The following is a 23,331-nucleotide window of genomic DNA, read 5'->3' as shown; positions in this document are numbered from 1 at the left end:
CCCGCGAATCGGACAAATTTCCATTGTTTTTGACATTCAAACATTAGACGTCGTACCCCTGTCCAATGTTCAAGGTAAAGTAAGATTTTTTTAATGTTTTTTGTATACCAAAAAACCCCTTTCCCCAGTTGCCGGGAAAGAGGCTTAGACTCGATTCATCTGCGGTTCATGCGCGGCTCTGGATGCCGAAGCGCTGCCTGTAGCCGCATTTCCTGCACAGCTCCTCGACGACTTCGCGCCGGGAAAAACCGTCGTACATGCGCTGCGCCCGCTCGCCTTCAATAATTTCGGCGAACGGCCGCTCGTGAATATTGCCCAGATTAATGACGCCTTCGCCGTCCAGGCAGCAAGGAATGACCGTGCCGTCGGACAGCACGCCGGCCTGATTGCGAAGCCCGTGGCAGAAGCCCCTGCCCTCGTCCTCCTGCTCGGCGAGATCCGGCCACTTGAACTCGTGATCCTGGTTCAAATAGATGCGGTCGGCCAGCTTCAAGCCTTTGCCCCGCTCCCAGCTCTCTTCGATCGGACGCGCGAGGCCGAACTCCCGTTCGAGGAGCGCGAGAATGTCCCGGTTGCGGCTTCGCGCCGCGTTTTCCGCGTTGTCCGTCTCCAGATTCCACAGTCGCAGCGAGATCGTGACGCCCCCGGTCCGCACGGCTTCCTTCGCGAACGCGAGGATGCCGAGCACGTAATTTTCCTTGTTCGGCTCGTCCATATGCGGCCCCTCGCTATGCAGCGAGAAGTTGATCTGTCTCAGCGCCGGCTTGCCGAGCAGCTTGGGTCCCGCCTTGTGCAGCAGCGTGCCGTTTGTAGTCAGATTGACCTTGAACCCTTTTTCGTGGCTCAGATCCATCAGTTGATCCAGCTTCGGGTGAAGCATCGGCTCGCCCTTCACGTGCAAATAAATATGGTCCGTAAACGGCTTGACTTGATCTAGCGTATGCGCAAAGTCCTCGATCCGGATAAACTTCGCCTTGCGTTCGGTCGGCGGACAAAACGAGCAAGCCAGGTTGCATACGCTCGTGATTTCGATATAAAACTTTTTAAACCTTTTCAAACGAATGTCGCTCCTTCTGCGCGTCCGTCGTCAGACGCCTCTTGCCCTTCTGCGCTCCCGCAGCAGCTGCGCCGCGAAAATGCCGGTCAGCGCCGCGCAGAACAATAAATAGGAACCGATCAACAGCCCGATATCGGTCTCCGGGAATAAAATCGACGAACTGACGATGCCGAACAGCCAAATGTGGGACATGACGCCGACGAGCGAAGATACCATGTACGATCGGTGGGAAATCTTGGACAGCGACGCCATGAACGAGATGACGTTGTTCGGCATGATCGGCAGCGTGCGCAAAAAAATAATCGACCATACGCCGTATTTCATGAAATAGCCTTGCCACTTTTCATAACGGCCTGCCTTCGCCTTCATCTTGCGGTCGAACCAGTCCGCGAACAAATACTTGCAAGCGTAATAGACGACCAGAGAAGCGACGATGCCGACGAGCCAGCTCGTGATCAGGCCGTTGACCAGGCCCAATGCGGAAATTTGCAAAAAGATTAGCGTGGAAAAAGGAAAAATGCCGAAAAATCCTTGTATGATCGCCAGAGGCACGGTGAGCAGCAGCACATAGAATCCCTGGAGATTGGTCGTCTCCAGCAGCCAGTCTATGGCGTTGTTGAACATATCGCTCAAACCCCGTTCCCCCTTTTGCTCTCTCTCTTATTCTTGCGCCGCATAACCGTTTCCGCTCGCAGGCTCTCTTTGTACCTTACCATGATGGCGGGCATACAAGCAAAAGGATTATACGCGGGACAGGACCGTTCGATGCATAGGAAGCTATCGTTTCCGATCGCGCGGCAGCTTTTTTCACTAAAGATTTCCTTAAAACCGCGTTTTTGCGTTTTCGATACGGCGTAGCGGTGTACATTCAACAAGGTACTGTTTTTATCTGCTTTGAACATCCGCTCAAAACAAGGGAGAGAGAAAAACCATGAAAACGCAAGCCAAACAAACGAACTCTTACTTTAAATGGACCGCCCCGCTGGGTCTGGCGCTAATCCTCGCCGCGTGCGGGAACAACGGCGACAATAACGAACCTTCGTCTACCGAGAGCCCGCCCGCCACGGCGACCGCGACCGCGAGCCTCCCCGCCAGTCCAAGCGCGAGCATCGAAGCAAGCGCCAGCGCTAGCCCTGACGCGAGTACGGATACCGGCTCCGCCTCCGAGGCTGCCGCTCATCCGTCCGGGGAGCTTAAATCGGGCTTTCAGCTGTACGAGGATGCCGATGACGGCTACAGCATTCAATATCCGAAAGATTGGACCGTTCAGACCGACATTCAGGGCGTAAGCGCGGCGTTTCTGTCGCCTGCCGATAGCGATGCGGATCCCTTCAAAGAAAACGTGACCCTGGTCGTACAGGAACTGGGAAGCGCGGCCACGGGCTCGATCGATCAATATGCGGACGAGACGCAGAAGGCGCTTGAAAAAATGATCACGGACTTTAAGCTCGTCAGCTCCGAAAAATCCGATGAAGACCACGCCTTCTTCCTCGAGTATACCGGCACGCAAGGCCAATACGATCTGCATTGGCAGCAAGCCGCGATCATCGAAGGCGACAAGGCGTATATCGTCACCTACACGGCCGAGCCGGGCAACTTGGAAAAATATCAGGATACGGTCGGCGAAATGATCGACACGCTCTCCTACGAATAATGGCAGGGAAAAACGCCAAAGGGACCGATCGCCGCCTATGCGCGGTGTCGGTCCCTTTTTTCGCCTAGCTCTCTCCTACTTGAACGATTTCCAGTCGAGACGGCTGTTGTCCAGCAGATGCCCGAAGTCGCCGGCGAGCCGCTTCTCCTCGGCCCGCTTCGCCTCCTCCTCCGCCGCGCGCTTTTCTTCCGCCTTTTTGCGGTCCTCTTCCTTGATCGAATCCGCATGCGCCTTCAGCTTCTGCAGCGTCTCCGCGCTGAGCAGCTCCTTCAGCGTCGACCCCGACGCGCTCGGTTCTTCCTGCCTGGTCGCCGGCCGACGCGGCGCGCCCGCTTTTTTCTTCGCCATCGCGATCACCTCTATTCGTATTATAGCGCGGTTGTGGAAACTTCGTCCTGCAGGTATAATGATCAAACAAATGTTCGCATGCCTGTCCATGCGATCTGCAATCCAGTTATACGGAGGTTCTCTTCATGAAAGGTTCCACCCATCTCGTCATCGGTCTCGTCGTCGGCGCGGCCGCGGCCTGCTATTATCCGCCCGGCCCCGTCCAATCCGCCGCCTATGTCGCGGCGGCGGCCATGTCCGCGCTCGCCCCCGACCTGGACGGCACGAACATGCTGAGCGCCAAGCTCGGCGGCCTCTCCAGGGCGATCCACCGCGGCGCGCTCGGCGGCGGCGTGATCGCCGCCGCGGCCGCGCTCTACTTGTACGCGACCGGCCAAGCCGTGCCGGCTGTGCTCGGCTGGATCGGCATCCCGCTAATGCTCGTGCTCATGTCGGTCTCCTCGGGCACGATCCGCAACGGCCTCGTCTCCCTCGTCGGCATCGGACTGGCCGTCGCCGGCGCCCGGAGCGGCGAGACTTGGCTGATCGGCCTCGGCGCCTATACGGCATGGGCGCCCTGGCTCAAGCACCGCGGCATGACCCATACCGTATGGGCGCTGGCGCTCTGGTACTGGCTCGGCCGGGAGCTCGAGGCCGAGCGGGACATCCCGGGCATCGCCGTCGTCGCGGCGGCCGGCTATGCGTCTCACTTGGTCGCCGATACGCTGACCTCGCTCGGCGTCAAATGGCTGTATCCGCTTTACCGCAAGTCGATCAAGCTGCCCTTCTTTTAATGCTTCATTGATGCGCAAAGCTCATGCCGCTTGTTACCTTTTCGGAAGCAATCGAACGTATCGGTCCGAAAGCCCCATCAGCTTCATGATATAGTCGTAGTCGCTTCGGTACGGCGACAAGTCCTTGACCGGCTCCATCGTATCCAGCGACACCGCCGTGCCGTCGTCGAAGCCCGTCCCCGGCACGTATAGCACCTCGTCGTTAAAAAACGAGCCCGTCGGCAAATAATAGCGGCTGCCGACCACGTTCCGGTCGATGTTCAACAGGTCTTGACCGAAAGCGACGATGCCCGCGTCGCGCGGCTTTTTCCCGAGCAGGTTGGCGATCGTCGGCATCATGTCGAGCTGGCCGCCGACCTGCTCGACCCGCTGCCCGCCCGATTGACCCGGCGTATGGACGATAAACGGGATATTCAAACGGGAGACGCGCGAGTCGTATTTGATTCCAAGCTCCTTGCCGACCCAAGCCGGATCGTTGTCGTCCGGCTGCAGCCCGTAATGATCCCCGTAGACTGCGAGCGTCGTACGATCCCACAATCCTTCCTTTTTAAGCCCTTCGATCAATTGGCCGATCGCATAATCCGTATAATTCGCCGCGATCAAATAATCGCCTAGCTGCGTGCCCTCAAGGGATTCGGGCACCTGCAGCCGCTGGCGGTCTTTCGGCACCTTGAACGGAAAGTGGCTGGACGCCGTCACGAACTGCGCGTAGAATGGCGTTCCCGCCGCGCTCGTCTTGGCCATCTCCTCGAGCCCGAAGCGATACAGCTCTTCGTCCGAAGCCCCGAATTCGTTGAAGCGATCGTTTACGAAGTTAGGCTTGTCGAAGTAACGATCGAAGTTAAGCGCCGGATACAGCCGGTTGCGATCCCAAAACTTGACGTCGTTGACATGGAACGTAAACGCCTTGTAGCCGTCCTGCTGGAGCAGCCTCGGGAGGCTCGGCAACGCTCTGTCGCCGTACCCCGTGGACATCGCGATCTTCGCGGTCGGATAGATCGAAGTGTTCGCCATGAATTCGGCGTCCGACGTGTTGCCCTGCCCGATCTGCTGGTAGACCCGCGGGAAATAATACGATTCGTCCGCCAGCTCGTTCAGGACGGGCGTCACCTCTTGACCGCCGACTTTTAGATGAAGCGGGAAGTTCTGGAACGCCTCGAGCTGCAGCACGATCAGGTTGCTTCCGGCCGCTTCGCCGAAATGCGCTGGCGCGCTGCCCGCGCTTGCGCTTTTTCGGTAAGGAAACGAAGCTTGCAGCGCTTCGACCTCGCTCACGGTCTGCGCGAGGTCTGCCGCGGATGCTTGGCGGGATTCGCGGTCCGCCTTGATCGCGGCGATGACCTGGTAGCCCAGGAAGCCTTCGCTGTCGGCGGCAGCCAGCTCGTTGTCGATGCCGAGGCCCTGTCGGACGCCGCCTGCGACGATGCCCGCGCAAGCGACGAGCGCGATCGCCGCCACCCATCTGCCGTATGCCATGGAAGCGTCGCGCATGATTGGAAGCTTCCGCAAGATGAAGCCCGCAGCTACCCAGACGGGCAAATCGGCGAAAAACAAATAATAGAGCGGGTCCATCGTCGACTGTACGCTGGCCTGAACCTGGGGCACCTGGTGCAGCTCAAGCAGCGCCGTATAGGTCGGCATCGAGCCGAAATGAGCGAAGTAAAGCGTAGCCGCAAACAAAACCGTCGAGACCAGCGCGTCGAGAAGCCAGCACGCGACGCCGCGGCCGCGCCCCGGCAGAAGCAAAGCCAGGAGACTTGTCAGCACGGCTGCCGCGGCGGCGTCGGCGCCGACATGGCGCCATGCAATCTCGCCGAACGTGAAATAACGAAGCAGCGCCATCTTGATCCAGAGCAACGCGGTCAGGATCAGGTAAGCCGCCGGCAGCCGAAGGGGCATTCGGATCGGTGCCCTTCCGCCGCGCGGTCCGGCGAACGCGGACACTCGGCTCGCTTTGGTTTCGAAGCTGCCATTTCGTTTACCTTTCATCCGTGACATAAGCGATCAGCAACGCCGCCGTTCCCAGTATAGCGTCCGCGTGCGTGCGCTCCATGCCGTGCGAGGCATGCACGCCGGGACCGATGAGCGCGGCGCGGATATTGCCGCCGCCGCGCAGCGCGGCGGTGGCATCCGAGCCGTAATGCGGGTAAATGTCGACCGCGTGCGGGATGCCCTCCCGCTTCGCGAGTTCTACTAGACGCGTGGTCATCCCGTAATCATAAGGCCCTGAGGAATCCTTGGCGCAGATCGATACGTCCCGCTCCGTCGCGGACAGATCGTCGCCGAGCGCGCCCATATCTACGGCGATCAGCTCCTCGATGTCGGCGGGAATCCAGGCGGCGCCGTGACCGACCTCTTCGTACGTCGAGAACACGAGCTTAAGCGTCCTGACCGGCGCTTGTCCCGTGCGCTTCAACCATTCGAGAAGCCCGAACAACGCGGCGACGCTCGCCTTGTCGTCCAGATGGCGCGACTTGATCCAACCGTTCGGATAGATCCGGGTCCGGGGATCCCAAGACACGAAGTCGCCCGGCGCGATGCCGAGCGCTAGCGCGTCGTCCTTGGCACGGACGTCCTCGTCCAGCCGAATCTCCATGTTTTCTTCCTCTCGCTTCCATTCCCGCGCGTCCGAATACACGTGAACCGACGGCTTCGTCGACAGTACCGTCCCCTCGTATCGGCGGCCGTCGCGCGTATGCACCGTGCAATACTCGCCTTCGACCGTCTGCATCGCATAGCCGCCGATCGGCGTGAACCGCAGCGCGCCGGCGGCCTTGACCGATCGAACCATCGCGCCGAGCGTGTCGACGTGGGCGGACAAGCCGATGGCCTGCCCCGCCTCGCGGCCCGGCACGGTGACGATCACGTTGCCTTTGGGCGTCGTCTCGCTGGCGTAGCCAAGTCTCGCGGACTCGTCCCGCAGCATCGCGGCGATCTCCATGCAATAGCCGCTCGGGCTGGGACAGCCGAGCAGTCGCGCCAGCCAAGCAATAATATAATCACGGTCAAGCGACCGATATACGGATTCCTTCATCTGAATGACCTCCCGTGAAACTCGCTGATATGTCGAAACAGCGCCTCGCCGTCCGGCGTCGCAAAGCGCTCCGGTTCGAAGTAACGAACCAGCGCGCGATAAGGCTCGGGAACCCAAATATATTGGTGGACGTATTCCGTTCGCAGGAACCCGCATTTCTCCCAAAATCGGACTCGGGTTTCATTTTCCTGCGTGTCGTCGGCCTCCGCTTCGATCAATAGACCATCCAGCGCTTGCGATTTTGCCCACTCGGCGATCATAGACACGAACCGCGTACCGGTCCCCTGGCCTCGATCTATCGCGCGAACAGCCAAATAATCGATCAGCAGCAGTTTCGGCTTGGCCAAGACGCCGCAAATGGCCATCGCCTTCATCTTGCCTTCTTCGATGCCGGTTGCCAGCATGCTGATGCGCTTTTTGAACATGCGTTCCAAGATCGCGTCGGGCTTTCGTCCCTCGGCGGGAAAGGCCTCTCGATAAAGAGCAAGCGCCTGTCGCCAACTCGAATCGTCTGGCTTGTCCTGCAGCGTCAGCTCCATCCCGGCACCTCCCGCGAGTCCGATTTTTATTCCATAATATTAGTCCACCGGATTTGAAAAGTCCAACCGTCGCGGATGCGCGCATTTCCCTCTTCGCCTTGCGAATAATGGGCGCTGGCATTTTCACTTTAAATGTGCGATTATAAATCACAGATAAAAGACGCATTCTAGCACGAACAAATCCGAACGCCGAGGTGAAGGCTTCATGAAATTAAGCATATTGGATCAGTCGCAGATCGCAGAAGGACGCACGGCTTCCGACGCGCTTCGAGAGACGACCGAGCTGGCTAAGGAAGCGGATCGGCTCGGCTATTACCGTTATTGGGTGGCGGAGCATCATGCCTCCCACGCCCTCGCGTCCTCCAGCCCCGAAGTATTGATCGCCCACCTGGCCGCGAACACGCAGCGCATCAAGGTCGGCTCTGGCGGCGTCATGCTGTCCCACTACAGCGCGTACAAGGTCGCCGAAAATTTCAGGGTACTCGAGGCGCTCCATCCGGGCCGCATCGACGTCGGACTCGGGCGCGCGCCGGGCGGGATGCCGATCTCTACGCGCGCGCTGCAGGAAGGCAAGATTTCTCATATCGACAATTATCCGCAGCAAGTGGCCGACCTGATCGGCTACTTGAACGACGCGCTGCCCGAAAAGCACAGGTTCAAGGGCCTGACGGCCTCGCCCTCCATCCCGACGACGCCCGAGCTTTGGCTGCTCGGCTCGAGCTTCGGCAGCGCCGCGATCGCCGCGGAGATCGGAGCCGCCTACGGCTATGCCCAGTTTTTCGGCGTTCCGGACAGCGAAGTATCGGTTCAGCATTATAAAGATCGCTTCAAGCCGTCCGCGTTAAACGACGTTCCGAAGCTGCTCGCGGCCGTTTACGTCATATGCGCGGATACCGAAGAGGAAGCGCGCCGCCTGGCCGCAAGCACCGAGCTGTTTTTCCTGTCGCTCGAGAACGGGCGTCTGCTCGACCGCTTCCCGAGCGTCGAGACTGCGGAGGCTTATCCGTATACGGAGTACGATCGGATGCGGATCGCCTCGGGCGCACACCGCCGAATCGTCGGTACGCCGGCGTCCGTCAAGCGGCAGCTCGAAGAGATGTCCGAGCGCCTCGGCATCGACGAGCTCATGATCGTCACCGTGACGCATAACTTCGAGGCGCGGCTGCGCTCGTACCGCCTCGTCGCCGAAGCGTTCGGCCTGACGCTAGACCGCGCTTGACCGTCCCTGCCTTGCTGCATGACCGCTTTTTCGAATACATGACGCAAAGAAGCCGCCTCGCGAGGCGGCTTCTTCTGCTGGTCCGCGATCGAAAAATCGCGACCGGTCCGATTATTGCTTGTTGAACGTGTCCGTCAATACCGGCACGATTTGCGATTTACGGGAGACGACGCCTTTCAGGACCGCCTTGTTGCCGTCGAGCTTGACGCCGTATGCCTGTTCGACGACCGCTGCGGACTTGCCGAGGGCGACGCCGACCGAGTCGTTGTTCAGGATGTCCGTCACGACGAACAGGAAGAGGTCGAGGCCCTTGGCCGCGATAATGCCGTTCAGCTTGTCCTCGAGCTCGCCTTGGCGGGAGAGCACGTCGTTCACGTCGACCGCGTTCACTTGCGCGATCTCGACCTTGGCGGAGCCCATCGAAAACTCCTTCGCATCGAGAGCGACGAGCTCGTCGATCGACTTGTCGATCAGGTTCGCGCCCGCCTTCAGCATGTCAAGGCCGTACGTATCGGCGTTTACGCCTGCGATCTCGGCCAGCTCGCGAGCGGCTTCGATGTCTTCCTGCGTGCAGGTCGGCGACTTGAAGAGCAAGGAGTCGGAGATGATGGCGGAAAGCATCAGGCCCGCGACGTTCTTTTCGATCTCGACGCCGTTTTCCTTGTAAAGCTTCTTAAGGATCGTAGCCGTGCAGCCGACCGGCTCGGCACGGTAATACAGCGGCGCGCTCGTCTCGAAGTTGGCGATCCGGTGGTGGTCGATGACTTCGATCACTTGCACTTGGTCGATATCGGCGGCGCTTTGTTGACGTTCGTTGTGGTCGACGAGGATGACTTGCTTCGCCTCTGAAGCGACGGCTTCGACGAGACGCGGCGCGGCCGCGCCGAACGTATCGAGCGCGAACTGCGTCTCGGCGCTGACGTTGCCCAGGCGAACGGCTTCAGCGTCTACGCCGAGCTTGTTCTTCAGCGCCGCGTAAGCGATCGCGGAGCAGATCGTATCCGTATCCGGGTTTTTGTGTCCGAAGATCAATACTTTTCCCATCTTCATACTCCTCATTAATAGAATTGGCTACAAAATTATAACGCACTTGAAGCGGGCCAAGCAAGTCGGCTTGCCTTCTTTTGTCAGGATTTGAGCTGCACGTACAGCTCCTCCCCCTCGCTCCATTCGGCGTAAAGCACCTTTTTGACGTCCTCAACGTTATGCTTCAGCAGCTCGCGGACCAGCCATCCGCCGTCTTTGCCGAGATCCCGCAAGCCTGCGGCGTCGACCCGTCCGTTAACGACGAGCGCTACCGGAAGCACGACCTCCGAGGTCGGCGGCTGAAGGTCTTCGCGCTCTCCCTCCTCGACATCGGACTTCAGCATGACGCTCAGGCTGCCGTTCGTCTCCAGCACCGCGTATTCCACCTGACTGATCGCGAATACGCCGCTCTGCCTGAGCATCGCATGGAGCTGCTCGAAATCCAGATTGTTGCGCCTCATCGCGGCATAAATGATCTTACGGTTATGTATGATCAGTTCAGGTTTGCCGCTCGCAAGACGGCCCAGGCGCGGAAATAGGATGCTGAGCTTCTCGAGGCCGATGGATAGACAGGTCCAGAGCGCAAGCGCGAACAGCAAATGGTATAGCTTGACGTCCTTGTCGTAGATCGTATTCCCGACCAGCTCGCTTAACATGAGAGAAGACACAAAATCGAAAGCGGTCAGCTGCGAGATCTCTTTCTTCCCGAGCAAGCGCGTCATGATCCAAAGACCGAAAATCGCGATGATCAGCTTAAAGGCGATCATCTCAATCATGGACAAACACTCCTTTCAACCGAACCCGGCGATTGTCCCTCATTACCCGTTAAGATCTGACCCTTAACCATAAAGAAATCCCCCGGACGTCAATGTCGGGGGATTCGCAAAAGATTAAGAGTTCGTGTTCGGAACGTAATAATTTTGGAGCGCCTGTACGATGCCGAGCGTATTTTTGAGCAGCGACGATGCGCTGAAGTAAACATCTCCCTGCACCATCGGATGCGCGGCATTATATTTAAGCTGATTAACGATCTCGCCTGCCGACTGCCAACCGGCCTCCGTCGTGCCAAGCTTATAGGTGGCATGGCCGATATACAGCTTCACGCTCGTGCCCGCGACCTCGCTTGACCACCAATCGACGAGCTTGTCGTATCGCGCGGCGGCGTTGGACATGCTCCAGTAAATCTGCGGAGCGACATAATCGATCCAGCCCTGCCTGATCCACGTACGCACGTCGGCGTACATGCTGTCATAGGCCGTGACCCCCGCCTTCGTGTCGGAGCCGGTCGGATCGGCCGCGGCGTTCCTCCAGACGCCGAAGGGACTGATCCCGAACGATACGCTCGGCTTGGCCGCATGGATCGAGACGCCGAGATCGCGCACGAACGCATTGATATTGTCCCGCCGCCAATCCGTCTTGAGCAAGATGCCCGAAGGATTGTGCAAGGCGAACGTCGCGTCGTCGCTGAAGACGCCGCTCGACGGATAAAAATAATCGTCGAGGTGGACGCCGTCGATATCGTATCCGTTCACGACTTCCATGATCGTATCGATGATGTGCTGCCTGGCTTCGGGTATGCCCGGATTGATGTAGGAGGTCGTGCCCGTCGTCACGATCCATTCGGGATGCTGCACCGCCACGTGGTTGCCGGCGAGGGCGGCTGTCTTCGTGTCCGTATTCGCCCGGAACGGATTGAACCAGGCATGGAACTGCATGCCCCGCCGGTGCGTCTCCTCGACGAGATACGCCAGCGGATCATAGCCGGGATCGCGCCCCTGCGTGCCTGTCAGCACTTTGGACCAAGGCACGAGCGACGATCGGTACAAGGCGTCCGAAGCGGGACGCACCTGCAGGAATACCGCGTTCAAGCCCATCCGCTGAAATTGGTCCAGCATGGCCGAAAATTCTTGCTTTTGCTTGTTTTCGTTGCCGGACGCCGCGGTCGACGGCCAGTCCAGGTTGTAGACGGTCGAAATCCAGGCGCCGCGCAGGCCTTCGTTCGTCGATCCGCCGCCGCCCTCGTTGCCGCCCTGGTTGCCCCCCTGTTCGCCGCCTCCGTTTTCGCCTTCGTTTTCGCCGCCGCTCCTCGAGCGCATGATGACCGATCTGACCGCCGGATCCCAGACGACGTCTAGACCGAGATTTTCGCCGATGAAGCGAAGCGGTACCATAATACGGCCGGCCTTGTTCTGTACCGACGCATCGAGCGGAACCGCGCTGCCGTTCACGGCCGCCGTCGTCTTGCCGCTCGTCAGGACGATCGTGTCCCCGTCCTTCGCGATCGTGGCCGTCTGCGTCTTTTGCGTCCATAGGATCGATGCGCCCAAGCCTTCGCTTACGGTGCGGATCGGCACCATCGTGGCCCCCGCTTTGGGGTCTATATAGGGCGGAACGTCGGCAGGCAGTTTCACGCCGTCCAGATAGACGGTGATGTCGGCGAGCTTGGCGGCGCTCGCATGCACCGTCGGCAAGCTCAGCAGCAGCGCGAACAACAGCGGCATCGCCATTTTAACAATCCGTTTCAATCGTACAGCCTCCAAGCACCAAGTTGTGATCGATAGGAGCTATCGACTCTATGGTGTATAGACGACAAAGCCCGCCAATTGTTGCTAAAATAAAAAACACGGCGCGATGAGAAAGCTCTCATCCGCCGTGTTCGCGCGTTCTCCGCGCGAGCCGATCAACGTTTATGATTGTTCTCGAGGCCGGTCGCCTGCGTATCCGAGGCGTTGCCGTACTCCTCCAGCGTCTTCCAGGCATCGGCATCGTCGAAGCGTCCGGCCTGCCGCTGGCGATGCTCGCCGGCGCCCGAAGGCGGCTGCGTCATGACGTCTTCTTCCACCGGCCGATATTCGCCCGTCGCCGTCTCCTCGCTCGGGACATGCGCGATGCTGTATCGGGCGGCAGGCATCGCCTCCAGGCGATCAAAGCCGATCGGCTCTCCGCTGATCTCGCACAGACCGTACGTGCCGTCCTCCATTTTGGAGAGCGCGCGTTCGACGTCGTCCCTGCGTTCGAAATATCGCTGGTCGATCGCGGCGTCGCGCTCCCGCTCGAACGTCTCCGTACCCAGATCCGCCGGGTGATTGTCGTAAGAAGACAGCTCGCCCGTATCGTCGGTGATCGTCGTCGCGCCGTCGTCCGCTTCCAGGAGGAAATGGCGATCGATCTCGTGCTTTTCCGCCAGCAGCAGCTCCTTCAGCTTGGCGAGCTGCTTTTCGTTCAGTCCGTTCATCGCGCCACACCTCCCGGCACGCGGCCTTGGCGATGCTCAAGCGGTTTGTCGGCGACGATCAGATCGGCCACCGCACGCGCAGCCACCCGGGAGGACGCCGGATTTTGTCCCGTCACGAGACCGCCGTCGACTTCGACGTGCTCGGCATAGTCGGGCCCCGCCACGAACTTCGCCTCCAGCTGCCTCAGCTTCGTCTCGAGCAGGAAAGGAAGCTTGCCCTGGAGCGAGGTCTGCGCTTCCTCCGCATTCGTAAACCCGGTGACGGTCTTGTTCTCTACGAGCGGGTTGCTGGTGTCGAGCTTCGCTCCTACCAGGCCGGCGACGCCGTGGCAGACGGCGCCGATCGGCTTGCCCGCCGTGACGAAGTCCGTCAGCAGGTTCTGCAAATGGACGTCATGCGGGAAATCGAACATGGCCCCGTGGCCGCCCGCGAGAAAAATCGCTTCGTAATCCTGCGTTTTCGCTTTGCGCAGCGGCATCGTGTCCGACAGCCATTTTCTATATGAATGCTCCGCCTTATCGCCGGCGTCCTTCATGCTTGCCGGATCGACCAGGGCTTCGCCTCCTTTGGGACTCGCGATCGTCACCTCATAGCCCCGCGCGGCGAATTCCTCGATCGGCTCCGCGACTTCCGACCACCATACGCCGGCGAGCGGCCCGCCGTCCAGCTGTTTGCCGTTCGTCACGACGATCAGCACGCGATTCGTTTGATTCATATTTTATCACTCCCAGGTGGCAGAATGGATAGCTATGCTCCTTTCTTACCCCCTAGGAGAGCTGTATAATCCTGCGCGCGAAGATCGCTTGCCGACTAGGCTTCCGCGACGACGGAGCCGGCCGCCGACAATCTGCGCTTCGCCTCCTCGTAAACGTCCTCCGGCAGCTTGCCGCGCGCGGCTTGCGCGACATTGTCGCGAAGATGCGCCGGGTTTTTCGTCCCGATAATAATCGTCGAAATGTCCGGATGGCTAAGCGTGAAGCGCAGCATGAAGCCCGTTCGGCTCTCTCCCTCCTCCAGCAGCTCGTCCACGCGGGCGCGATCCCAAAATTCCCACTGGTCCTGCTGGCCAAGTCCCGCGCCGGGCTCGCCTCTGCCGACGCCGCCGCGGACGATGACGCCCGCGCCTTGGGCGGCCGCTTCGGAGATCAGCGACTCGTGCGCGCGTTCCAGACCCGAATATGGCATTTGGATCGTATCGAACTCGCCGGCGCGGATAAAATGCGGCACGGCCGGCAAAAAGCTGGAGATGCCGATCCAGCGCACCTTTCCCGCCTCCTTAAGGCCGTTCAGAAACGCGACGAGCGATTCGCGCTCCGCATCCTCCGGCATCGGCCCGTGCAGCTGCAGCAGATCCACGTAGTCCGTTTTCATCCGCCGCAGGCTCTCGTCGAAGCTCTCCGCCAGAAAACGCCGATCCCAGCAATGGGGCGTGTCGACATGATCGCCGCGGTCGATGACTTCGCGGCCGCATTTGGTCGCGAGCAAATATTCGTCCCGGCGATGGGCGAGATGCTTGCCGATCAATGCTTCCGCGATGCCGTAAGAATAAGCCGTGTCGATAAAGTTAATGCCTTGATCGAGCACCTCGTTCAGCACGCGTCCCGCCTCGGCGTCGTCCACCGGCCGACCGCTCCATACGCGGTCGCCGCGCAGCTCCATGGATCCGTATCCGATCGGCGTTACCTTCAAGCCCGTGCGGCCCAGCGTTCTTTTTTCCAAATGCAATGCCATCCCCTCCCATGGGCTTCGATCGTCGAATCGGTCGAACTCTTATGCTACAAATCCCCGTTTTTGCCGATCAGCCACTCCCCGGATATGCCCGGAGAAGTCATATGATACGGATCGAGGATGACGTCGATCTCTTCGGGCGTCAATAGCGCCCGCTCAAGGATGATGTCGCGGATCGGCTGTCCGCTCTTGAGCGCTTCCTTGACGAGCCCTGCCGCAACCTCGTAGCCGAGATGCGGATTCAGCGCGGTCACGATGCCGAAGCTGTCCCGCACGTAGGTCGCGCATCGCTCGAGATTCGCCTCCATGCCGTCCAATGCGAACTGGATGAACACGTCGACGGCGTTGCGCAAAATGCGCAGCGACTGGAGCAGGTTGAGCGCGATGACCGGTCCCATGACGTTGAGCTCGAATTGGCCCGCCTCCGAGGCCAGACAAATCGTATGGTCGTTTCCGATCACCTGGAAGGCGGTCTGGTTCACGACCTCCGCCATGACCGGGTTGACCTTGCCGGGCATGATCGACGAACCGGGCTGCCTCGGCGGCAGCGCGAGCTCGCCGAGCCCCGCGCGCGGACCGGAAGCCATAAGGCGAATGTCGTTGCAAATTTTGGACAAATTGACCGCGCACACCTTGAGCGCTGCGGACAGCTCCGTATACGCGTCCGTGTTCTGCGTCGCGTCGACGAGATTGTCCGCGGATTCGAGGGCGATGCCCAGATCCTCCGCCATGAGCCGCACGACTTCTTTTATGTACTCGGGCTTGGCGTTCAAGCCCGTACCGACGGCCGTCGCGCCCATGTTCACCGGCAGCAGGTGCCCGGTCGCGCTGGCGATGCGTTTCACGTCGCGCCCGAGGACGGCCGCGTAAGCGCCGAACTCCTGGCCGAGCCGGATCGGCACGGCATCCTGGAGGTGAGTGCGTCCCATTTTGATGATGCCGTCCCATTCCGTCGCCTTGCGCTCGAAGCCCTGCTGCAGCGCTTGCAGCGTGTCGAGGAGGCGATGCGCCTGCAGGTAAGCCGCTATTTTGAGCGCCGTCGGGATCGCGTCGTTGGTCGATTGGGACATGTTGACGTGATTGTTCGGGCTGCAGTGAAAGTAATCGCCTTTCTCTTTGCCCATCAGCTCGAGCGCCCGGTTCGCGAGCACCTCGTTCATATTCATATTAATGGAAGTGCCCGCGCCGCCCTGGATCGAGTCGACGATGAACTGGTCGGCTAGTCCGCCAAGGATAATCTCGTCCGCCGCCTGCACGATCGCGTCCGCGATGGGCTGCGTCAGCATATGGGTGGACGCGTTCGCGCGGGCCGCCGCCTTCTTTACATGCGCCAAAGCGATGATCAACTCATGATGCACGGGAATGCCGGTAATCGGAAAATTCTCGACCGCCCGCATCGTCTGAATGCCGTAGTACGCGTCGATCGGAACCTCTTTTTCTCCGAGAAAGTCCCGTTCGATCCGAAAGTTCATTTTGCTTCCCTCGCCTTCACCGTATTGGATGCTCGCGGCCGTGCCGTTGGTGCCGATTGTAACATACGGTCGAAGATTTCCATAATGAAGCGGGTCGTCCGGGGAGCGTTCATGCTGCGTTCCTTATGAAAAAACGGGATCCCGCGTACTTCTCGTCCGCTGGATCCCGCTATGCGCCTTTTTAGGTTCGGCGCCTTTCATTAACGTCCTTAAACAACCTGCTCGATCTTGATCAGATTGGTCGCGCCCGACTTGCCGATCGGCGTGCCCGCCGTGATGACGACGTGATCGCCGGAGGCGATCAGTCCGCTAGCGCGGCCGTGCCGCACCGCTGCCGCGATGACGTCGTCGGTCGACTGCTCCTTCGTTCCCTTGACGGGCACGACGCCCCACAACAGACATAGACGCATCAACGTCTTGTCGTCGTACGCGATCGCGACGACCGGCGCCTTCGGACGGTACTTGGACACCATCCGCGCGGTGAAGCCGCTCTCCGTCGGCGTCAGGATCGCCTTCGCGTTCAGCTCGAGCGCCGAGCTGACGACCGCCTGGCTGATGACCTCGGTCGTCGCTTGCGGCTGAACTTTGGCCCGCTGCAAAAACTCTTCTTTGTAATCGAGCATCGATTCGGCTTTGAGCGCGATGTTCGACATCGTCGCGACCGATTCGACCGGGTACTTGCCGGCTGCCGACTCTCCGGACAGCATGACCGAGTCCGCGCCCTGAATGACGGCGTTCGCTACGTCGCTCACCTCGGCGCGCGTCGGACGCGGATTGACCTGCATCGAATCCAGCATGTGCGTCGCTACGATAACGGGCTTGCCCGCGCGGTTGCACTTCTCGATCATCTGGCGCTGAATCATCGGTACTTCTTCGACGGGAATCTCGACGCCCAGATCGCCGCGGGCGACCATGATGCCGTCGGAAACTTCGATGATCGCGTCCAAGTTTTCGACGCCTTCTTCGTTTTCGATCTTCGAGATGATCTGGATATGCGTCGCGCCCAGCTCTTCAAGCAAGCCGCGAATTTGCAAAATGTCCTCGGCGCGGCGGACGAACGATGGCGCGATGATGTCGACGTTTTCGCCGACGCCATACTTGATGTGCATAATATCGCGCTCGGTCACGCCTGGAAGCGTCGTCTTAATGCCGGGCAGATTGACGCCCTTGTTGGACTTGATGACGCCGCCGTTTACGACGCGCGTAATCACTTCGGTCTGCGTAACTTCCGTGACGGTCAGCTCGATCAGTCCGTCGTCGATCAGAATCCGGTTGCCCGGCTTCACGACGAGCGGCAGCTCGTTATAGTTGACCGAAATGCGCTTCAAATCGCCTACGATGATCTCCGTCGTGAGCGCGAGCGTATCGCCGGCCTTCAGTTCGCCGGGTTCGGCCAGCTTGCCGATCCGGACTTCTGGACCTTTGATATCCATCAGCACGGGCACGAGCGCGTTCATCTCGGCCGCCGCTTCGCGGATTCGCGCGATTCGGCCGCTGTGGTCGGCTAGCTCGCCATGCGCCATGTTGAGACGCGCGACGTTCATGCCGGCTCCGATCATTCTTTTCAGCGTCTCCGTAGAGTCGCAGGACGGTCCCATCGTACATACGATTTTCGTTTTTCTCAAGTTGCTCTTCCTCTCTTCATCGCCTGTTTCGACATTATCCCTCTATATTAGACGTTGAATTGCCGATTGAATATGAATCATAGTATGATTGATGAATTATTGTACGATTGGAAAGGAAGCCACAGATGACCAGCATCCGCTTGATCGATTTTCAGCTCGACCGGGGTCATACGAGCGCGGCCGCGGTCGGCGCAGGTCAACCATTCGATTGGTTAGCCGTTGTCACGTACGGCAAACTCCATATACGCATCGATGGTAGACCTTACGTTGCATCGAAGGGCGACATCGTCTACGTCCCCGCAAACGCCTCGTACGACATGGACACGTCCGCGAACGTTTTTCACGAAAAGTACGTTGCCTTGCTGGCTGCGCGCGAGACAGCCGCCGGACTGCCGCTGCTCGACGAAGGCGTGCCCCGGGTCGCGAAATACGCGCCGTTCGAATGGATGGCCGACCGGCTTCGCGCGATGCTCGGCGAGTGGCAGGAGCAGGCTCCTTATGCCGTCGTTCGCTGCGAGGCGATCTTGCTCGAGCTGGCCGCCGTGTGGAGCCGGGAGCTGTACAAGGAGCCGCCCAGTCCGTCCTCCCTGCTGCTGACTGAACGGATGAAAGCTTATATCGCAGGCCATTATCGGGAGAAAATCACGAAAGAAGAACTCGGCGCGGCGATCGGCCGGACGCCCAATCATGCGGCGGCGCTGTTCAAGCGCACGACGGGCCAGACGATCAGCGAATACTTGCATGCGGTGAGGATCAAGACGGCCGTTTACATGCTTAAAGAATCGCTGCTTACGGCCGGCGAGATATCCGAATATCTCGGCTACCGGGATCTGTCTTATTTCCACCGAATATTCAAAAAACTGACGGGTTTCCCGCCCGCTTCCTTCATGAACGAGCGAAACGCGAAGTAATTAATATCGTTAACGGTCGTTTAAAGTCGATTAATGGCATAAAATGTTGCTTCACGTGAAACAATTCGTATCCTTAAAAGCCGTTTGGCGTTGTATAGAAGGAACTGCCAATCGATATAATAACCTCCATCAACGGAGGTGATAGACATGGCCAGAAATAACCAACTCGTCGTCCCCGAATGCCGCGCCGCGCTCGAGCAGCTCAAGTTCGAGATCGCCCGGGAGCTGGGCATCCAGATTCCGCAGGACGGCTATTACGGTAACATGCTGACGCGCGAAGCGGGCCAGATCGGCGGCAACATCACGAAAAGGCTCGTGCAAATCGCCGAACAGCAATTGGGCGGCAGATTCTGAATCCCGGCTTTCGCTTCTCCTATGCCAAAAAAAGGAGCCATCGGCGGATGGCTCCTTCGTAGGTACTCGCATGCATGATCCTCGTTAAACGACCTCGTAGCCTTGATCTTCGATCGCCGTCTTAATATCCGCGAGCCCCAGCTTGCTCTCGTCATAGCTCACGGCTACCGAGCCGGCCGCCAGATCGACCTTTGCCTCCGCTCCAAGCTTCTTAAGAGCGCCCTCAACGCTATTCACGCAGTGCCCGCAGGACATGCCTTCTACTTTTAGAGTCGTATTCACTGTTATAGCCTCCTCGGTTAGTTGATAATCTAAATATAATATACCCCCGTATGGTATGTCAAGAGGGGAACTTCCTTTTTAGAAGGCACGCCAAAGAGCCCTCAAGCCGAATTCTCGGCATTGAGGGCTTCCGGCTAATCGAACGGTTCAAACGTAACGGTTCAGCACCGTTCTGTAAGCATCGATCGGGCGCAGCCCGACAAGCTTTTCCACCGGCTCGCCGTCGTTGAACACGATGACCGTCGGATTGGCCATCACGCCGAACGTCGAGGCCGTCTCGGGCGAATCGTCCGTATCGACCTTCACGACGGACACCCGCTCGCCGTACTCCTCCGCCAATGTTTCGATAACCGGCAGCAGCGCCTTGCATGGCGGGCACCAGGTCGCCCCGAAGTCCACCAGGGTCACGCCGGTGCGCTTCACCGCGTTTTCAAAATTCATATCGTTCGCTTCTCTCATCCCGCGTCGACACTCCTTCGCCTTGCTCGGATTCGCCGCGGAAGGAAGAGATGCGGTCGACCAGATTGTCCCGGATGCGCTTCAGCTGCGCGATCTGCGCCTCGATGTCCGCCAGCTTGCTCTCGTACACCGGCAGCACCTCGGTGCAAAACGTTTCCGGCCGGCTGAGCACGCAGTTCAGAAAGCCCGCGATCTGCTCCGTAGTCAGCCCGAGCTGCAAATAAAAGCGGATCGTGCGCACTTGATCCTCGGCCATCGGCGAATACTCCCGGTATCCGTTCGATTCGCGCAACGGCGCGATCAGACCTTGCGCTTCATAGTAGCGAAGCGAACGGATGCTCGCTCCGGTCCTGCGCGACAGCTCGCCGATTTTCATGACGACCGCCCTCCTTCCTTCCCGGCTGAATCCAGCATACACCCTGCCATTAATGTCAGGGTCAAGCAGCGTCGGGACGAGTTTAGTCGCGTTCGTAAATCGACCCCGAGCGGCTGGCGTAAAATTCGGCGTAAACCTTTTCCGCGTACGCGTCCGTCATGCCCGACAAATAATCCGCCACGAGCCGCTCCCATTGCCAGCTTCCCTTGTGCTGCTCGAAGCTCTCGTGCCAGTCCGGCGGGATGATCAGCTTGCCGGTCTCGTATTCCTTGAAGCTGCTCCACAGCCTGCGAATCATCACTTCGCTGCGCTTGTGCAGCCGCTGCACGCGGAAATCCTTGATCAGCGTCACCCAAGCCAGTTTTTTCAAAATCTCCATCGTTCGCAGCAGCTCGATGTCCTGCGCGCCGTCGCGGATGAACGTCACCTTTTTCCAACCCTTCGCCGGGTCGTCGATGATGCCCACTTGATTGGCGAACTTGCGCACCCATCGCGCCTTCATCTCGCGTCTCGCCCGAGAGGGCTCGCCGCCGCAATCAATGTAGATCTGCTCCCACTGTTCCAGGTAACCGCTCAGCACCGTGCGCACCATGGACGGCAAATCGATCTGCTCCCAGTTCATGCTATGGTTGCCCGGATCGTCCTTGATCTCTTGAATGAGCGCCGCCACGATGCGTTCGTCCTCGAACAAAGTCCGGCTCATCGGAATCTTGCCCGCCCGAATGCCGTCCTCCAGATCGTGCGTCGAATACGCGATGTCGTCGCACAAGTCCATGAGCTGGGCCTCGAGCGTCGCGCAGCCTTCGGGCATGCCCCATAGATCGCGCAGGTAGCGGATGCCTTCCCATTCCATGTGGTAGACGCCCTTGAGCCGTCCGGGTTCGTCGAGATTGTAAGGGTATTTGTTGATGCCGAGCAGCACCGAGGCGCTTAGATCGAGCCCGCTGTCGCTGCCGGCCCGCTTCTCGAGGAACATCAGGATCCGGTAATTTTGCGCGTTGCCCTCGTACTTCAGGCCGAACTCCTCCATCAGCAGGTCGTTCAGCACTTCTTCGCCCTTATGGCCGAACGGGGGATGTCCGAGATCGTGCGCGAGCGCCGCTACCTCTACCACCTCCGGATCGAGCATGAGGCCGGGATGCTCCCGCCTGCTCAGCAGCTCGTACTGCTTCCCCAGCCGGCGGGCCACTTCGCGGGCGATTTGCGATACTTCGATCGAATGCGTCAGACGCGTCCGGTAGTAGTCCCCGCTGCCTGCGCCGAACACTTGCGATTTCCCCTGCAGCCGCCGGAACGACGGGGATTGGATAAGTCTCGCGTAGTCCTTTTCGTATTCGTCGCGGTCCTCGCCGGAATGGATGTTTTCGGTATCGAACAATCTCATTTTGCGGAGATTCGTTTGTCCTTTATGGAGGGTCATCGGCCTCTTGCTCCTCTGCGGTCTGAACGGCTATGCTTGGTCCAAACGGCGTTGATATCTGGATTAGTATATGCGCCAACCGGAGATGAAGCAAGCCTGATGTAAGCTCGGCGGCAGCTTGTCTACCCAAACCGCGACGGTTGCGGCATTACGTCCGTTTGCGGTAGTCTGAACAGAGCGATCGTCGGTGAAACAGAGCCGGCGAATGTCGCGAATCGGGAGCGAATACGGCGGTTCGGCGGCGAAAGGTGCAGCTATGAAAAAAATCGTATGGGCAATAGTTATTTACGGCCTAATCGTTTGGGGATTTTGGCAATACAAGGACGAGCTGCTCGCCTTGATGCAGAGCGGATCCGGTTCGTTGTGGACAATGCTGCTGCTGGCGGTAGCCCTCGCTTTATTTCCCGTGCTTCCTTATAAATTGTTCATCGCTCTCGCCGCTTACGCGTACGGCGCGCCTGGCGGCGCGCTGATCAGCTGGTTCGGCGCGACGGTTGCGGCCCTGCTCATGTACTTTTACGCGCGCCTGTTCCTCGCCGACGCCGCCGAAGGCGGGCTGGACCGCAGCCCGAGGCTGAAGGCGTTCGCCGAGCGGCTGGGTCGCAGGCCGTTCTGGTTCGTCTTCGTCGCCCGGCTCGTCCCCTTCCTGCCCCAGCCGCTCGTGAACCTGTATGCAGCCGCAGCCGGCATCCGGCCGCTGCCGTATATCGCCGGCACCGCGCTCGGCAAGCTGCCGATGATGGCCGTCTACGCATTCGCCGGGGAGAAGCTGCTGGGATATCTGCTGGGTTGAGCTGCTGATTCGGCTTTGTACAGCGTCTCCTTCCCCTGATTGGCGGCGTGATGCGCCGATGTGGCGTTGTACAGCGTCTCCTTGCACTGATTGGCGGCTTGCTCAGGGAAGTGGCGCTGTACAGCGTCTCCTTGCCTCAGTTGGCGGCGTGCATCGGCGAGGTGGCGTTGTACAGCGTTTCCTTGCCCTGTTTGACGGCGTGCTCCGAGAATGTGGCGCGTGAATGCAAAAAAGCAAAACGGGATGAATCAGAAGATCTCTTCCATCCCGTTTTGCTTTTTCCGATTGCCGTGCCGCTTCCCGCTCACAAATGGCGCAGCAGCATTCGTTCCACATGCGCAAGATGCTCGTTCATGCGCAGCGATGCCGCGAGCGGCTCCTGCTCCGCGACGGCGTCCAAGATCGCCGAGTGCTCCTCGAACAGCCGCCGAGCCACCGAGCGGTTCGCGTACAGCTCGACGCGGCGGATATCGCGGATCGCCCGCTCCATCTGGCCCGTGATCGACGCGAACAGCGAGATCATGATCTCGTTGCGCGTCGCCTTGGCTAGCAGCAGATGGAACTTGAGATCGGTCCGCTCCCCTTCGATGTCGTCGCCGATGGCGGCCTCCATCTCGACCTGAAGCGATCGCAGCGCGGCGAGGTCCTCGGACGTGCGCTTGGAAGCGGAGATCGAAGCGATCGACACTTCAAGCGTCTGTCGCACCTCGAGCAGCTCGAGCAGCGTCTTGCGGCCGTCCCGCAGCGACAAGAGCTCGGGCGGCTCGACGCCCGACGCGCCAAGCCGCGAAGCGCCGGCTTCCGGGGCGGACGCGACCCGGCAGCCGCCGCCTTGGCGGATGTCGATGAGCCCCATCGCCTTGAGGGCGCTGAGCGCTTCGCGCGTCGTCGACCGGCCGACGCCGAACTGCTCGGAGATCTCGCGCGTCGACGGAAGCTTGTCGCCGGGCTTCAACCGTCCGTCTTCGATTTGGCGACGGATCTGCATCGCGATCTCTTCATAATGATTGCGCTTGGTCAGCCGC

At 59.6% G+C, this 23,331-nt stretch carries 25 protein-coding genes; 6 read left to right on the top strand and 19 right to left on the bottom strand.

Annotated elements, in window-relative coordinates:
- Nucleotides 1–166: 166 nt before the first annotated feature.
- Both BM235_RS19220 and BM235_RS19215 read right to left on the bottom strand, forming a co-directional pair.
- Nucleotides 167–1,057, bottom strand: coding sequence for a radical SAM/SPASM domain-containing protein (locus BM235_RS19220; protein WP_090115845.1), 891 nt, complete (start codon nucleotides 1,055–1,057; stop codon nucleotides 167–169).
- Nucleotides 1,058–1,087: 30 nt separating this feature from the next.
- Nucleotides 1,088–1,681, bottom strand: a complete 594-nt coding sequence (locus tag BM235_RS19215) for a TVP38/TMEM64 family protein (RefSeq protein ID WP_090116066.1) — start codon at nucleotides 1,679–1,681, stop codon at nucleotides 1,088–1,090.
- A gap of 307 nt (nucleotides 1,682–1,988) precedes the next feature.
- Here BM235_RS19215 and BM235_RS19210 point away from each other — a divergent pair, with 307 nt between their 5' ends.
- Entirely contained in the window at nucleotides 1,989–2,711 is a 723-nt protein-coding gene (locus tag BM235_RS19210; RefSeq protein WP_090115844.1) for a PsbP-related protein, read from the top strand.
- Between the two features lie 75 nt (nucleotides 2,712–2,786).
- Here the strand turns inward: BM235_RS19210 and BM235_RS19205 are convergent, their stop codons facing one another.
- Nucleotides 2,787–3,059 (bottom strand): YqkE family protein, encoded by a 273-nt coding sequence (locus BM235_RS19205; RefSeq protein WP_090115843.1) that lies wholly within the window; start codon nucleotides 3,057–3,059, stop codon nucleotides 2,787–2,789.
- Nucleotides 3,060–3,184: 125 nt separating this feature from the next.
- On the opposite strand from BM235_RS19205, the gene BM235_RS19200 reads away from it, so the two are divergent.
- The gene (locus tag BM235_RS19200; protein WP_090115842.1) at nucleotides 3,185–3,832 is read left to right on the top strand and encodes a metal-dependent hydrolase; all 648 of its coding nucleotides are present in this window, start codon (nucleotides 3,185–3,187) and stop codon (nucleotides 3,830–3,832) included.
- Between the two features lie 33 nt (nucleotides 3,833–3,865).
- On the opposite strand, the gene BM235_RS19195 is transcribed toward BM235_RS19200, so the two are convergent.
- The 3 genes from BM235_RS19195 to BM235_RS19185 form a co-directional block, all read right to left on the bottom strand.
- A complete protein-coding gene (locus tag BM235_RS19195) occupies nucleotides 3,866–5,731 on the bottom strand; it encodes an LTA synthase family protein (protein WP_090115841.1) in 1,866 nt (621 codons plus the stop codon).
- Nucleotides 5,732–5,810: 79 nt separating this feature from the next.
- A complete protein-coding gene (locus tag BM235_RS19190; RefSeq protein ID WP_090115840.1) occupies nucleotides 5,811–6,866 on the bottom strand; it encodes a M42 family metallopeptidase in 1,056 nt (351 codons plus the stop codon).
- A complete protein-coding gene (locus BM235_RS19185) occupies nucleotides 6,863–7,405 on the bottom strand; it encodes a GNAT family N-acetyltransferase (protein WP_090115839.1) in 543 nt (180 codons plus the stop codon). Before BM235_RS19185 ends, BM235_RS19190 begins: the two co-directional genes overlap by 4 nt.
- A 205-nt stretch (nucleotides 7,406–7,610) precedes the next feature.
- Here BM235_RS19185 and BM235_RS19180 point away from each other — a divergent pair, with 205 nt between their 5' ends.
- A complete protein-coding gene (locus tag BM235_RS19180) occupies nucleotides 7,611–8,624 on the top strand; it encodes an LLM class flavin-dependent oxidoreductase (RefSeq protein WP_090115838.1) in 1,014 nt (337 codons plus the stop codon).
- A 111-nt stretch (nucleotides 8,625–8,735) separates the two neighbouring features.
- Here the strand turns inward: BM235_RS19180 and BM235_RS19175 are convergent, their stop codons facing one another.
- From BM235_RS19175 to pyk, 8 genes are all read right to left on the bottom strand, one after another.
- On the bottom strand, nucleotides 8,736–9,668 hold the full coding sequence (locus tag BM235_RS19175; RefSeq protein ID WP_090115837.1) for a manganese-dependent inorganic pyrophosphatase: 933 nt from the start codon (nucleotides 9,666–9,668) through the stop codon (nucleotides 8,736–8,738).
- An 83-nt stretch (nucleotides 9,669–9,751) separates the two neighbouring features.
- Complete coding sequence (locus BM235_RS19170) at nucleotides 9,752–10,426, bottom strand: DUF421 domain-containing protein (RefSeq protein WP_090115836.1); 675 nt, start codon at nucleotides 10,424–10,426, stop codon at nucleotides 9,752–9,754.
- A 114-nt stretch (nucleotides 10,427–10,540) separates the two neighbouring features.
- Nucleotides 10,541–12,157, bottom strand: coding sequence for a family 10 glycosylhydrolase (locus tag BM235_RS19165; RefSeq protein WP_090115835.1), 1,617 nt, complete (start codon nucleotides 12,155–12,157; stop codon nucleotides 10,541–10,543).
- 173 nt (nucleotides 12,158–12,330) lie between these two features.
- A complete protein-coding gene (locus BM235_RS19160; RefSeq protein WP_090115834.1) occupies nucleotides 12,331–12,885 on the bottom strand; it encodes a TraR/DksA C4-type zinc finger protein in 555 nt (184 codons plus the stop codon).
- The gene (locus tag BM235_RS19155) at nucleotides 12,882–13,601 is read right to left on the bottom strand and encodes a type 1 glutamine amidotransferase domain-containing protein (protein WP_090115833.1); all 720 of its coding nucleotides are present in this window, start codon (nucleotides 13,599–13,601) and stop codon (nucleotides 12,882–12,884) included. The genes BM235_RS19160 and BM235_RS19155 overlap by 4 nt, the downstream gene beginning before the upstream one ends.
- A 95-nt stretch (nucleotides 13,602–13,696) precedes the next feature.
- The gene (locus BM235_RS19150; protein WP_090116065.1) at nucleotides 13,697–14,605 is read right to left on the bottom strand and encodes an aldo/keto reductase; all 909 of its coding nucleotides are present in this window, start codon (nucleotides 14,603–14,605) and stop codon (nucleotides 13,697–13,699) included.
- A 56-nt stretch (nucleotides 14,606–14,661) separates the two neighbouring features.
- Nucleotides 14,662–16,086, bottom strand: a complete 1,425-nt coding sequence (gene aspA, locus BM235_RS19145) for an aspartate ammonia-lyase (RefSeq protein ID WP_090115832.1) — start codon at nucleotides 16,084–16,086, stop codon at nucleotides 14,662–14,664.
- A 209-nt stretch (nucleotides 16,087–16,295) separates the two neighbouring features.
- Nucleotides 16,296–17,711: a pyruvate kinase gene (gene pyk / locus BM235_RS19140; RefSeq protein WP_090115831.1), complete on the bottom strand. Its 1,416-nt coding sequence runs from the start codon at nucleotides 17,709–17,711 to the stop codon at nucleotides 16,296–16,298.
- A 125-nt stretch (nucleotides 17,712–17,836) separates the two neighbouring features.
- Between pyk and BM235_RS19135 the strand changes: the two genes are divergently transcribed.
- Nucleotides 17,837–18,622 carry an AraC family transcriptional regulator gene (locus tag BM235_RS19135; RefSeq protein WP_090115830.1) on the top strand — a complete coding sequence of 262 codons (786 nt, stop codon included), beginning with the start codon at nucleotides 17,837–17,839 and terminating at the stop codon, nucleotides 18,620–18,622.
- A gap of 147 nt (nucleotides 18,623–18,769) precedes the next feature.
- A complete protein-coding gene (locus BM235_RS19130) occupies nucleotides 18,770–18,976 on the top strand; it encodes an alpha/beta-type small acid-soluble spore protein (protein ID WP_090115829.1) in 207 nt (68 codons plus the stop codon).
- A gap of 84 nt (nucleotides 18,977–19,060) precedes the next feature.
- Here BM235_RS19130 and BM235_RS19125 read toward each other — a convergent pair whose 3' ends face one another.
- The 4 genes from BM235_RS19125 to BM235_RS19110 form a co-directional block, all read right to left on the bottom strand.
- Nucleotides 19,061–19,258 (bottom strand): cation transporter, encoded by a 198-nt coding sequence (locus tag BM235_RS19125; protein ID WP_255374476.1) that lies wholly within the window; start codon nucleotides 19,256–19,258, stop codon nucleotides 19,061–19,063.
- Nucleotides 19,259–19,405: 147 nt separating this feature from the next.
- Nucleotides 19,406–19,717 carry a thioredoxin family protein gene (locus BM235_RS19120; RefSeq protein WP_090115828.1) on the bottom strand — a complete coding sequence of 104 codons (312 nt, stop codon included), beginning with the start codon at nucleotides 19,715–19,717 and terminating at the stop codon, nucleotides 19,406–19,408.
- On the bottom strand, nucleotides 19,689–20,093 hold the full coding sequence (locus tag BM235_RS19115) for a MerR family transcriptional regulator (RefSeq protein ID WP_090115827.1): 405 nt from the start codon (nucleotides 20,091–20,093) through the stop codon (nucleotides 19,689–19,691). Before BM235_RS19115 ends, BM235_RS19120 begins: the two co-directional genes overlap by 29 nt.
- Before the next feature lie 82 nt (nucleotides 20,094–20,175).
- A complete protein-coding gene (locus BM235_RS19110; protein WP_369803528.1) occupies nucleotides 20,176–21,513 on the bottom strand; it encodes a deoxyguanosinetriphosphate triphosphohydrolase family protein in 1,338 nt (445 codons plus the stop codon).
- A gap of 256 nt (nucleotides 21,514–21,769) precedes the next feature.
- Between BM235_RS19110 and BM235_RS19105 the strand changes: the two genes are divergently transcribed.
- Entirely contained in the window at nucleotides 21,770–22,306 is a 537-nt protein-coding gene (locus BM235_RS19105) for a TVP38/TMEM64 family protein (RefSeq protein WP_158543814.1), read from the top strand.
- Between the two features lie 304 nt (nucleotides 22,307–22,610).
- Here BM235_RS19105 and BM235_RS19100 read toward each other — a convergent pair whose 3' ends face one another.
- A complete protein-coding gene (locus tag BM235_RS19100; RefSeq protein WP_369803531.1) occupies nucleotides 22,611–23,327 on the bottom strand; it encodes a FadR/GntR family transcriptional regulator in 717 nt (238 codons plus the stop codon).
- Nucleotides 23,328–23,331 lie beyond the last annotated feature (4 nt).

The organism is Cohnella sp. OV330 (assembly GCF_900112065.1).
GTDB lineage: Bacteria > Bacillota > Bacilli > Paenibacillales > Paenibacillaceae > Cohnella.
Note: the sequence above shows the minus strand (reverse complement) of the source record. Positions and strands in the feature narration are given on the sequence as shown.